The sequence below is a fragment of the Marinomonas arctica genome (assembly GCF_003259225.1).
Taxonomy (GTDB): Bacteria; Pseudomonadota; Gammaproteobacteria; order Pseudomonadales; family Marinomonadaceae; genus Marinomonas; species Marinomonas arctica.
Genome location: NZ_QHJF01000035.1, coordinates 43157 through 54315 on the forward strand (window position 1 = coordinate 43157; position 11159 = coordinate 54315).

17 protein-coding genes are annotated in these 11159 nt (G+C 41.7%); 8 read left to right on the forward strand and 9 right to left on the reverse strand.

What is annotated here, in order from left to right:
- Positions 1–648 carry a LexA family protein gene (locus tag DK187_RS18610; RefSeq protein ID WP_111608826.1) on the forward strand — a complete coding sequence of 216 codons (648 nt, stop codon included), beginning with the start codon at positions 1–3 and terminating at the stop codon, positions 646–648.
- A gap of 136 nt (positions 649–784) precedes the next feature.
- Positions 785–997, forward strand: coding sequence for a carbon storage regulator CsrA (csrA, locus tag DK187_RS18615; protein WP_111608827.1), 213 nt, complete (start codon positions 785–787; stop codon positions 995–997).
- Positions 998–1095: 98 nt separating this feature from the next.
- Here csrA and DK187_RS18620 read toward each other — a convergent pair whose 3' ends face one another.
- The gene (locus DK187_RS18620; RefSeq protein ID WP_111608828.1) at positions 1096–1731 is read right to left on the reverse strand and encodes an SDR family oxidoreductase; all 636 of its coding nucleotides are present in this window, start codon (positions 1729–1731) and stop codon (positions 1096–1098) included.
- A 293-nt stretch (positions 1732–2024) separates the two neighbouring features.
- Between DK187_RS18620 and DK187_RS18625 the strand changes: the two genes are divergently transcribed.
- A complete protein-coding gene (locus DK187_RS18625; RefSeq protein WP_111608829.1) occupies positions 2025–2876 on the forward strand; it encodes an endonuclease I family protein in 852 nt (283 codons plus the stop codon).
- Between the two features lie 92 nt (positions 2877–2968).
- Here the strand turns inward: DK187_RS18625 and DK187_RS18630 are convergent, their stop codons facing one another.
- Complete coding sequence (locus DK187_RS18630) at positions 2969–3865, reverse strand: DMT family transporter (RefSeq protein WP_111608830.1); 897 nt, start codon at positions 3863–3865, stop codon at positions 2969–2971.
- Positions 3866–4172: 307 nt separating this feature from the next.
- On the opposite strand from DK187_RS18630, the gene DK187_RS18635 reads away from it, so the two are divergent.
- Complete coding sequence (locus tag DK187_RS18635; protein WP_111608831.1) at positions 4173–4364, forward strand: hypothetical protein; 192 nt, start codon at positions 4173–4175, stop codon at positions 4362–4364.
- Positions 4365–4367: 3 nt separating this feature from the next.
- Positions 4368–4766, forward strand: a complete 399-nt coding sequence (locus DK187_RS18640; protein WP_111608832.1) for a type II toxin-antitoxin system YafO family toxin — start codon at positions 4368–4370, stop codon at positions 4764–4766.
- Between the two features lie 225 nt (positions 4767–4991).
- On the opposite strand, the gene DK187_RS18645 is transcribed toward DK187_RS18640, so the two are convergent.
- From DK187_RS18645 to DK187_RS18665, 4 genes are all read right to left on the reverse strand, one after another.
- Complete coding sequence (locus tag DK187_RS18645; protein WP_111608833.1) at positions 4992–5285, reverse strand: HigA family addiction module antitoxin; 294 nt, start codon at positions 5283–5285, stop codon at positions 4992–4994.
- 17 nt (positions 5286–5302) lie between these two features.
- Positions 5303–5806, reverse strand: coding sequence for a GNAT family N-acetyltransferase (locus DK187_RS18650; protein WP_111608834.1), 504 nt, complete (start codon positions 5804–5806; stop codon positions 5303–5305).
- On the reverse strand, positions 5775–6080 hold the full coding sequence (locus DK187_RS18655) for a type II toxin-antitoxin system TacA family antitoxin (protein WP_162623558.1): 306 nt from the start codon (positions 6078–6080) through the stop codon (positions 5775–5777). Before DK187_RS18655 ends, DK187_RS18650 begins: the two co-directional genes overlap by 32 nt.
- A 391-nt stretch (positions 6081–6471) precedes the next feature.
- The gene (locus DK187_RS18665) at positions 6472–7230 is read right to left on the reverse strand and encodes a hypothetical protein (protein WP_111608836.1); all 759 of its coding nucleotides are present in this window, start codon (positions 7228–7230) and stop codon (positions 6472–6474) included.
- A 136-nt stretch (positions 7231–7366) separates the two neighbouring features.
- Between DK187_RS18665 and DK187_RS21155 the strand changes: the two genes are divergently transcribed.
- The 3 genes from DK187_RS21155 (at position 7367) to DK187_RS21510 (ending at position 8359) form a co-directional block, all read left to right on the forward strand.
- Complete coding sequence (locus DK187_RS21155) at positions 7367–7615, forward strand: hypothetical protein (protein ID WP_162623559.1); 249 nt, start codon at positions 7367–7369, stop codon at positions 7613–7615.
- A 116-nt stretch (positions 7616–7731) separates the two neighbouring features.
- Positions 7732–8250, forward strand: a complete 519-nt coding sequence (locus tag DK187_RS18675) for a hypothetical protein (RefSeq protein WP_111608837.1) — start codon at positions 7732–7734, stop codon at positions 8248–8250.
- Complete coding sequence (locus DK187_RS21510) at positions 8231–8359, forward strand: hypothetical protein (protein WP_261599308.1); 129 nt, start codon at positions 8231–8233, stop codon at positions 8357–8359. Before DK187_RS18675 ends, DK187_RS21510 begins: the two co-directional genes overlap by 20 nt.
- A 256-nt stretch (positions 8360–8615) precedes the next feature.
- Here the strand turns inward: DK187_RS21510 and DK187_RS21270 are convergent, their stop codons facing one another.
- The 3 genes from DK187_RS21270 to DK187_RS18690 all read right to left on the reverse strand — a co-directional run bounded on the left by DK187_RS21270 (position 8616) and on the right by DK187_RS18690 (position 10975).
- The gene (locus DK187_RS21270) at positions 8616–8825 is read right to left on the reverse strand and encodes a hypothetical protein (RefSeq protein ID WP_223232191.1); all 210 of its coding nucleotides are present in this window, start codon (positions 8823–8825) and stop codon (positions 8616–8618) included.
- A gap of 130 nt (positions 8826–8955) precedes the next feature.
- On the reverse strand, positions 8956–9630 hold the full coding sequence (locus tag DK187_RS18685) for a hypothetical protein (RefSeq protein ID WP_188322891.1): 675 nt from the start codon (positions 9628–9630) through the stop codon (positions 8956–8958).
- A gap of 373 nt (positions 9631–10003) precedes the next feature.
- Complete coding sequence (locus DK187_RS18690) at positions 10004–10975, reverse strand: YiiX/YebB-like N1pC/P60 family cysteine hydrolase (protein ID WP_111608838.1); 972 nt, start codon at positions 10973–10975, stop codon at positions 10004–10006.
- Positions 10976–11159 lie beyond the last annotated feature (184 nt).

Here is an 11159-nt window from a genome sequence, read left to right on the forward strand (position 1 = left end):
ATGAGCATTGCAGATCGCGTTAAACAAAAAAGAGCCTTATATAGACTGACTCAAGCCGAGTTAGCGAAGCGTGTCGGCATTACGCAGCAATCCCTGCAAAAAATCGAAGACGGCAGAACACAAAACCCACGCAAATTACTGAATTTGGCCAAAGCGCTAAACTGCAGCCCAGAATGGTTACAGCTTGGAACCACCACAGAAGTCAGAGAAAGCAGCTCACATTACAGTAACGACAGCGCACCACCTACCTCACTGAGCCAACACCAAAGACCTATTATTAGCGCCTTTCAAGCGGCACAATGGCCCAACTATTCAATGGACGCTGAGCAGCAAGCTTATTTAGACACGCCGCCAGATACCTCCCCCTCTGCATTTTGGTTAAAGGTCATTGGCGATAGCATGACATCGACCTCAGGTATCAGCATCCCCGAGGGCTATTTCATTCTGGTTGAGCCAAATTTAACCGCTAAAAACGGTGATTTAGTTGTCGCAAAACTAGCCAACACTACCGAAGTAACCTTCAAAAAATGGGTAGTAGATGTTGGTCAGACTTATCTAAAGCCTTTAAACTCTGACTATCGAGCCATTGAAGTCTCTCAAGACTTGGCTATCATTGGTGTCGTAACACAAGCGCGTCTCTTGTTTTAACCAATTTACAAAAGAAACACGACACGCTAACTTGAATAAATACCTTTTTAAAAAATAAAAACAACATTAACTGTTGACGAACAGACAATATAAACTGTATTTTGACTGTGTCGATAACAATCAAAGGATAGAAATTATGTTAATTCTCACTCGACGCCCTGGTGAAACCATTCATATCGGGGACGACACGGAAGTCACCATCCTAGGAATACAAGGCAGCCAAGTTCGGGTTGGTATCAAAGCACCTAAAAAAATCAGTGTGCATCGTGAAGAAATTTATCAGCGCATTCGAGCTGCTGAATCACAGGGAAATAGTCAAGATCAGAACGGCAAATCACAACCCGCCTAATCTGTGTTGATAAACGCCTATAATTTGAAGTAGCAGCCCCAATCAGAGCGCAACGCTTGGATTGGGGCGCACTTCACCGCACAATACCTGTCATTTATTCAGACAAGTACGTTATCCACATCGTACGTGCCATTGAACAGTTCAAAGATTTTGCCATTTAAATTATCCTTACTCAGAATAAATAAAACGGACTTCGCCACATCCGCTCGTGGAATCGCCATTTCATCTCGGGTATTGGGTCGTTTTATGGTAATTTTCCCTTGACCTTCTATGTTGGTTAAGGGGCCGGGGCGAACAATGGTGTAGGGAACACCGGATGCCATCAAATATTGATCTGCCATATGCTTCGCCACTAAATAAGGCTTGATATCGGACTCGATGGAATCAGGATTATCGGCACCAATACTGCTTAGCATAATAAACTGCTTCACTTGATTGTTTTTAGCGTAATCCACCGCTTTTTTAGAGGCCCATAAATCAATTAACAGCGTTTTATCTGCACCCGTCGCACCACCTGAGCCAGCCACAAAAATAACATTACTCACACCAGCAAAAGCGCGACTGAAATCCCCTTCTAAATCCGCCTCCATGACCTCGAGTTCATCACTTTTAAGGTGCGCCAATTTACTCTTGTCTCGTACCAAAGCTCGAACTGGCTCGCCCGTTTCCACCAATGCTTTTGTGATTAACTGACCAATTTGGCCACTTGCACCAATAACTAATGTCTTGTTCATAGCTTGCCTCCTTTAAGTTCTAAGGAAATGACCCTAACTTAACACCGCCATCGCCTTATCAAGTCTTACTCTTAACTATAAGGACATAGCCACCAGATAACACCCCAAACAGTCAGCTTGCATATTTACTGGACATTAGGTGTTTATTCTTAAAGAAAAAGAGCGTCGAACAAACCATCACACAACCCTCATAGAACTCATACACTTACTCACAAAACACTGCAAATCTCGACGCATTCCTGACAGCGAAGAGCCCTACAATCCAGCCGAATTTACTCCTCAGGAAATGGGCTATGCGTCGCTGTTTTTTTGTGTTTCTTATGTTGTTCTCGGTATGTGTATCAGCAAGTTACTACGATGGAACGCAAGGCCTTATCGGCGATGCATTGAAATCCAAATTACACAGCATAATAGATGGTCAACAGCCGCTTAAGTACACCCAAAGCGGCAATACCGATTGGTACGATGGTAAAAATATAGACGTCTGGGAAGCCTTGGTTTATACCGACTCAGCCTGCCCCGACGAGCAACCCAAATGCGGCCTTGTGCAAATGCTATACCTTGATGACGTAAGGCACATTGACCAAGCAAACCGAGGTAAAAGCAATGACGACTCATGGGACAGAGAACATGTTTGGCCAAAGTCACGTGGCTTTGCCAAACAAAGCCAAGACGGTTACACCGACCTGCACCACTTGCGTCCCGCTGACCGGAACATAAACGGCGCGCACAGCAACTATGGGTACGCCGTGGGTGGCACACCGTTTTACGACACCTTAGGCGATGGTCGCAAAGTACTGAGCGGCACCTTTGTAGACAAAACCAATGAATCCTTCGAACCCACTGACCGGGCCAAAGGCCAAATCGCCCGCATGATCTTCTACATGGCGACACGCTACGAAACTGGCGACAACGCCTCACCGGAAAACATGCCAGACCTACGCATCGTCAAAGGCAACGAAAAGCAAAGCGGAGAGCCGACCATTGGCGACTTATGTACGCTGGTTAGGTGGAACGAAGAATTCCCAGTAACCGACTTCGAAAAACGCCGTAACGACCGAGTACAAAAGCTGCAAGGCAACCGAAATCCCTTTATCGATCACCCTGAGTTTGTGGATAAGATCTGGGCAAGTCAGTGTTTATAAAATATTAGTGATGGATGATGCTGGCACGTAACCCAGCCAGTTTGATTGATTGAACTAAAAAGCTGAAATCAACGACTCTGCCCTTTTGAATTCTAAAATGGCCGTCTAAGCGGCAACACGTTCCCGACTATCGTTCCCACACAAATGCATACCAAAGCGATAAGCAGACCACTTGTCACTGGCTCGCCAAATAATGGGACAGCAAACACGCTAGCTAACAAAGGAACCAACGCCATAAGCGCCCCCATTTTTGTCGCACCTAGAATATGTACCGCTTTTCCATAACAAACAAATTGCACAGCAATCGCCATAATAGCCTGATAAAAAGCCTGCAAGGCAATCATGCTATGAGACACATCGTTAAAAGCATGGGATAACTGAGTGAGATAATAAGGAGTAAACAGTAAAGTGGTTGCAGTGATCACCCCCAAAGTGGCGTGCCACGGTGGAAACTTCCAACGCCTTAATAATACAGTAAAAATCCCCCAAAATAGGCAGGCAACGACAAAGCTAACATCACCAACCCAATATGACACGCCAGATAATAGCGTTTCTAGTAATAACGCAAAAATGCCCAGGCTACTAATGCCAATCCCCATCCAAGCAAATCGAGAATGCCTCTCTCCAGCCCAAAAATAGGCAAGCACGGCAATCATAATTGGCATTAAACCAGGCAATAACAAAGCCGCATGAGTCGCAGGCGCTGATTGAAAACCGTTAAAAACAGAAAGCGAATAAGCCAAGCCACCAATAGACCCTAGCAACATCATTCGCACTTGAAAAATCGCCTTACGGTGAATCCAAATGAACGGAAAAAACACCAGAAATGCCGTACCAAAACGCACCATCATCATATCGGGCAAAGACAAAGCAGCCAGCGCACCAGCGCGCGATATCAAAATAAAACCCGTCCAAACCAGTACCGACGTTAAAGCAAACACATACCCTTTTACTATTAGTTTATTACTGTGCTGCCATCGCCCTTTCATACTTCATCCATCTGGTGACTTAAAAAAGCAGTATATCTGGCATCGACATTTGGAAACAGCCAGCAAACTAAGCTTTCCGTTTTTGGCTCACTTTACCAACCGCATCAGCGATTCCAGAAGCCAATCAGCACGTTATTGCAGAGCGTTTAGAGCAGCTTCAGGATGAGTTAAGAAAAGCCTTACAAACACGCATTCACTCAGAAAATCATTATTTGGTTAACATTTGATCACATCATAAGTTTGACGATCTCGTCAAACTTAGCTATAAATACGGGTGTAATATCATTTTACATTTTTAGGTGAAACTATGAATACCCTAGCTGAGTATAAGTCATCCACTCCGATGTCTTTATCTCGTCACAACAAGATTAAGCAAGATAACAAAGATGCTAAAGAAATGAAGCATTACGATATTGCTGGGCTTGAAAAAGCATCACGCGAAGGTCTTGAAGCTGCCATGAAAGACAAAACTACGTCTGGATGGGTTCGCGTTATCTAATAAATGTCCTCTCAAATACAAGTCAGTGTTAGCTCTTTCCTTAACGATCACCCAGATATAAGCGACTTAGCCAAAGACTTTGCCCTGTATAAAGAAACAGGCATTCCTCCCCTTCATTTTGGTAGAGACGGTGACAATAACCGCCCCACCATTTGCAAAGAAGAGCATGTATGGCACATACACCTAGCCCACCTACCGATTCACTTCACTAAATGGCCAAAAATCCGTAATCAGCAGGCACGTACAAGCGATAAGTGTCTTATCTATTGCCCTGGCTACTATGATGAAAATCACTATCTACTGATTGCTATTCTTGATCCGCCAGCCCACGAGAAACAAGAAGACATGCCTTTGATGGAACAGATTGGCCGCGAAGCCGAAGCCTTTAGAAGAGAAATCTAATCCCTGCACATACCGCCGATAATGCGATCAAAAGGGCGTGACTCCCCCTTTTCCGTCTTCATATTCAACCAGCTCAAAATTGAGGGCGTTAAATAATCAAATAAAGGGTGGCAATTAACATCTCCTCAAAAATGAGGAGATGTTAATTTTACCAGTAAACACGATCTATCAATTAGAAGTCTGTGAAGCTACGTTGGGTGATTTGGTACATGCGGACGGCTTGGCCTAAGCCACTGCAAAGTTAACAGGATGAACATTCGCTAAATTTAGATGTTGTTTGGCTTGCCAAAGATCGTAGGCATCTTGCATGGCCAGCCAGCTTTCTGGTGTTCTACCAAGCGCTTTAGACAAACGCAATGCCATTTCAGGCGACACCGCGCTCTGCCCTTTCAGGACACGACTTAACGTGGACGAGGCGACATCCAATTGCTTAGCCAAAAAGCGGCAACTCAAGCCCGCTGGCTCAAGATAAACGTCGTAAATAAATTCGCCTGGGTGCGGAGGGTTGTGCATATTCATTATGATAATCGATACGGCTATATTCGATCTTTGAAGAATTTTACAATGGAGTCGATCGGCATCCAAAGTTTGGAGGTGTGTTCTTCCCGTTGAAGGAAGATGAAGCCGCGATCCTTGTAAAATTTAACGAGATCATCGTCTTTGGCATCGACAAATAATCCAACAACTCCCATGTTCTCGTTTATTAGCAAGGTTCGCCGCATAGCATCGATTACCATGATTTTGGCGATGCCCTGTCCTTGGTAACCTTTATCCACGCCCATTCTGGCTAATGTCACGCCGGGTAATGGGTTGGGGTATTTCTTATATAATTTATGAGGAACAGGAACTTTGACCTCAATATTGCTGAGCGAGTAAAAACCTGCAATGTCTGTTTCATCACTCCCTTCTAGAACAAACGTCCTAGATAGGTTTCGCTTTGCCGCACTGTTCGCAGACTCTTTTAGAAATTTGTTAATTCGCTCATTGCCACAATCAAAGCGTTTTCGATTATGGCTTTCTTTTAAAACTGACAGAGCCATTTTCGTAATCCTTTAACGCCTTATATGCATCGTCAAGATGTTGGATCTCCGGTGGGTTGTCTAATGCTTCAAAAAATCGATCAGCCCCTTCCATCGACAATTTTAGCAGCCTATTGCGCTCTACCACTTCTTTTGCTTTATCTAAGGCAGCATCAATCATAAACTGCGACATTGAAGCACCAGATAATTCCGCCGCGTTAATAATGATTTCTTGCACCTCTTTTGGCGCTCTAGCAACGAGCCGCACATTTTCTTGAGCATGAGATACCGTCATAACTTTCTCCTTGACCAACATATAATTCAGTCAAATTTTTGTATTTTCCCTGTAAAGCAGAAAAATGCTGCTTGGTGCCATTATGACACCACCCATAATTCAATGTCAATGTGTTGCCATAATGGCACCATAAATACTTAAACCACCTCACTCGCCACTACAGAACACCTGTACCCTGCTTTGCTGTCGCCTCGGGCGGTGACTTTGTCGATGGACCAGTTGCCTTTCATTTCGGGTGGGAAGGTGTCGTTTAGGGTGAGGATACCTTCTGCGACGAGCTTGGTTGCCCGTGTCTAGTCAATAAGAGCGTCGAGTATGACGCTGGTGCCTTGGCGTTGGCTTTTGATGAGGTCGTCTTGGCAGGCTTGTTGGAGTCGATGAAAATTAAGCGCTATTTTTCATCTTTCTGCCTAAGTTTTCCAAGCTCAACTACTTTAAATTCTATATTTTTCATTTCAACTATTTTATATTCAGGCAAGAGCTCGTTAGTTTCACTATTAAACTTCATTACGATACCTTGAGCACCATAAACTTTTAATAATGCGTACTCTCCAACAATAGAGAATTTTTCTTTTCTTAAAGCCTCACCATAACCAAAATTAGTGAGAACACCTAATATATAAATTGAAAGAACTACAGATAAGATAATTTTTGAATTATTTTCATTTATATGTTCGTTTATTAAATCTTTATTAGGTACTTTTGCGTTAAAACTTAACCATAATTCGAGGCGATTTGAATAAGTACCTTCTCGGTCAAATAGTGGAATAATAACATCAACCAAAAGCATTAATAACGGGAATCCTAGAAAGAATATTACTGTATGCCAATAGAAATACGATTGAACTGCAACTAGCAACCCCAAAATAACGAAAAGACCATATTTAGATAGCAAAGTTTTATAAGGTGAGTTTGGTAAGCTTTCATTAATGATTAGATGAAATAAATTAAGAACTTGAAACAGAAAAACCAGTACCGCAATACTTATCCCACCAACCTTAAGGTAATTTGAAATAGATGGATTAATTAGCTCCGTTGGAATCCCAAAAGCTTTACAATATCCTAGTTCATAAAGATATACCGCCATATAACCGAATAGAGTACAGGCCAATATTATTACACTATCTGGGACTTTAAATTTTTCTTTCATATAGATACTCTATTTAGACAATATCGGCATTTAACATTTCAATAGTCGCATATGTGATCTTTCTTTTAGGAAATCACAGCCTGTTATTTCTAGGCTATAAACCCTTATTCCTTGATACTAAGCACTTTCACACCTTATGCCAACAAAAAAACCTCAAACCACTTCACTCGCCACCACGGTACAGCGATACCCTGCTTTGCTGTCGCCTCGTGCGGTGACTTTGTCGATGGACCAGTTGCCTTTCATTTCGGGTGGGAAGGTGTCGTTTAGGGTGAGGATGCCTTCTGCGACGAGTTTGGGGTTGCCTGGTAAGTCGAGGGTGACGCTGGTGCCTTGGCGTTGGCTTTTGATGAGGTCGTCTTGGGCGGTGGTTGCGCTGTCGTAGGTTTGGCATAGTTATTTAGGATCAATAGAAATTAAGTACTATTGTTTATTTTCCTTAAAATTCTAATATGGCTTTATTAAGTATTGAGCACCTAAACTATTTGCGCGATTGGTAGCGTGACAGATACTTTAAAAGGTATAGAAGTAACCTCTAAACTCCCCCTGGTATTTAAAGAACTGGACCTCGGAACGTACAAAGTTGACACCTACGACATAAACATCAATGGCCTTAATTATATTGTGTATTTTTCGCCATCAATCCACTTTTATAATGAAATGGACCTTTTAGAAGACATTCAAGCCTTTATAGGCCATCAGCTGACTCACTCTTCATTTGAAGTTAAGTTTGACTATGAGCCGAACATTGAGGGTGGTGTTGAGACCCAATTCAAGGCACCTGTAGGGCCTCCATTATCTCCACAAAATTTGAATATTTTAGGACATGCGCTATGCTCATTAATAAATATTCATAAGAATCAATATGGTGGCGAGTTTTATACTGCATCGGCGGCGCACTCACACCTAGTACGCTTCTACAATAAGCTTGCAAAAAGATATTGCAATACGTTAAAGTACGGCTACTGGTTAGAAATTAATCTCAACGAGGAGATATGCTATGTCATCAAAACGCATTGAACAGGTTTCTGCATTAAAGGCAAAAAACCTTAAGCGCTTAGGAGAGGCATACGCCAAAGCAGTAAAAGAAGGCACATTAAAACCCAAAACGCCTCTTTCCGCAAAATAATCGATTTCATTAAAGCTGCCATTTGGTGGCTTTTTTAATGCCTATAATTTCCCTTTCCTGCCCTTAAAGCACGATCCCAGCCACTTTCATTTTTCACCGAAAACCATTTTTAAATCAAGCAACCTCACTCGCCACCACAGTACACCGATACCCTGCTTTACTATCACCTCGTGCGGCGGCTTTGTCGATGGACCAGTTGCCTTTCATTTCGGGTGGGAAGGTGTCGTTTAGGGTGAGGATGCCTTCTGCGACGAGTTTAGGTTGCCCATACCGACAAAGTAAGAGAGTCGAGGGTGACGCTGGAGCCTTGGCGTTGGCTTTTGATGAGGTCGTCTTGGCTTATGAGCTTTTGACCGTAACGCGCCACCGCGACCCAACCGCCGTCGCTAGTACGCTGCAAACCCTCATATGGCGTGCCTTCGCTCAGCGAAAACACAAAACCACCGAGCGACATCATCTGACGCATGAATACTCCTTAGACAAAAATGGAAGGACAGAAACGAAAAAGCCCATCGAGGGATGGGCTTGGGGGTGTTTGGTTTGGAGATTATAACGAGGTTCAGGGGGTTATCTGACGTTTGCTGTAACGCTAAATTTTAATTTCTTACTGTTTGGCCAATACCATACTTAGATTCCATGTAGTTCATTAAATCCTTCAAAGATGATTCAATAGTTTCCATAGAATGAATCAAGTAATCATAAGAAATATCAATAAATTTTGGATCAACTGTAAGACCGACAACTTCATCAGCAATCTTTTCTAAGTCTTTAATTTTTTCTTTACTAATATTACTAATATTACCATTAGCATGAGCTACATAATTCCGTACTTTAGATATATTATTTATTTTATTCATGATCGTACTGGAAAACTGATAGTCATATCCTAAAACATGCTTCATATATTTGTTTTGTTTAGATAAAGGGCTTCTTCCATTTATATCTTTAAGAGATAGCTCTTTATTTTCTTTTATCTTTGCATAATCCAACAATCGTTCAACCGAATTTTCGAAAAGAGCATATATCGAAACTACGAATGGCATTCTAATAATTCGTGGGAGTTCATCTTCAGCTATAGTATAAACATGCTGATATTCATAGTACTCAGCATCTTTAAATGTTTTTTCTTCTTCCATTATGTAGTTTTCACAGACTGAATTCACGCCTTTTTCCATTTGAGAAAGATATGCACGTAAAACAATTAACTCAACTTTAATCTCAGTACCCGGATATCGAAGATCCATAGGGAAGATTCCCTTTAAAGAAACCATTACATCTCCAAAATAGAAAATTTTGTATAAAATGTGTTCAACTCTTAAATTCATCAATCGTAAAACTATCCCTTTACCCCATGAAAAACAACAACTAAAGCCCACTTTCGTAGGCTTTAGTTGCTTGTCGCTTAGAAGTCTACAAAGTTGCGTTGGGCGAAATCTTTGACGCGGGTGATGTTGTCGTTTACCTAGTCTGCTTACTTAGATTAAAGGGCTAAGTTGGGCGATTTGGTGTTATCGGATGGCTTTGATCATGCGGACGAGTTCGAGGTTGGAAACCATCGGAATGAGCAAGACAATTACCAGAACCCCTGATATGAGTGGGGTTTAGAGGTGGTTGCCCTGTTAAGCTCATTGAATCCCAGCTTTTTTAGGTATTTGCAATCACATACCTCATAGCGTCAATTCGTTTATTCATTTGGATAATAAGTTTTTTATAAAGCTCCATTTTCATTTCAAAATACCTCAGTGAGAAGCGTCCACGAATATTCTGACACATTTGGTAGTTATGGCTGTACCGCTTAACTTGATTAACGGCACTCTCCAATTCTAATTGAGCTCTTTCTCTTTTGTATGAACTCTCAAAATTTAAAGCCAAGAATATTTCACCATCGTATCTCCAAGGGTTCTGAGTTAACTCATAGTCAAACATAATCAAATAGCCGGAAGATTTAACAATATCTGTTATCCTCTGATCATAAACTGGATTTTTTATTACAAATTGGTCTAGATCATCGAAGCTTTGAATATCCTGCCCCGTCAATTCCCTTACTGCTTCTAGAATCGCATTCGTTACCTCCGTTTGTCTTTGGAGAGGGCTATAACTATTTGAAAACTCTATTTCATGATCTTCTGCTACCCTAAGGCACCCAGCAACCATATTTACAAGAGGTGATTTTTGTAGTTCCTTGGGCGTACAATAATCGGGATTACTTACTAGCTTGATTCCTGCATACTCAAAAGACTGCGCTACTAAGCGAGAACAAAATTGTCTGTTCAGTTTTTTCCCCTTATACAGAGGGTATTTTGTTCTTACTGCTTCTTGTACCGAATATGATATTCCTATTTGAGAGCGTGCAAACATTATTGCATTAGCCACATAACTTGCATCAACAATTCGGCGCACCTCAACATGATTTTTTTCTTCAAAAAGTAACCTTTGAATATTATTTGAATGAACTCCCTGAATATCTGAATGAATAAAGCTTCCTCCGCCCACATACAGGATTGCATGTGAAAATTTACTTAGAGTTGATAACCGGACAGTTTTGCTTATAAATCCTGTCTGAGCGGTCAAAATTATGTCGCCAGCCTGTAACTTCTCCATTTCAAATATATACACTTGGCTAACACCTACCTAATATTTTAATAGCATGCATGCGTTTAAATGTTCATTGATACTAAAAGACTTTCTCGTTTCCTACCAGTCTAAAAAACAACTAAAGCCCACATCGGGGCTTTCAGGCTGTAGAAAAATACCTTAAACCCACGCCATTGCTCGATTCGTGTTGTAAAATAGACATTTC